Here is a 442-nt window from a genome sequence, read left to right on the forward strand (position 1 = left end):
CAATAGTAATATGTACTTTTATAGTAGCTATCATTTTGCTTGGGATTGTTTTGTTTGAATCCGTGTTGTTACGATTATTGGGATTACAATATCAAACGTTTGGTGATTTAACTATTTTCTTTGTGATTTATTTATTCCTTGATGTGCCTTTATCGCTTATTACAGATAATTTATCAAAAGCTTTAAAAACTGTTGGAATGATTAACTCTATCAGAGGGTTATCATTTATATTAGATATGGGAAAAGCTTATATATTAATTACAACGATTGATTATTTTATGGTAACCATCATGATTTCTTGGCAAGGAACATTAATATTTTCTCTGATAAGTGGGCTTATTGGTATGAAATTAAAGAAAAATGATACTGATCCTCCTATGATTGATAGCAAAAAATTTCAGGAATTAGATAAAAAATAAATTCCAATAATTAGAACTTCTTG

The 442-nt window shown here is 27.4% G+C and carries 1 protein-coding gene; it reads left to right on the forward strand.

The genetic code is table 11. From position 1 onward, the window contains the following. On the forward strand, positions 1-419 hold a 419-nt coding region (locus V7183_RS15285; protein WP_335360073.1), incomplete at its 5' end, for a YrvL family regulatory protein. Positions 420-442 lie beyond the last annotated feature (23 nt).

Source organism: Bacillus sp. JJ1127 (genome assembly GCF_036965845.1).
GTDB lineage: Bacteria > Bacillota > Bacilli > Bacillales > Bacillaceae_G > Bacillus_A.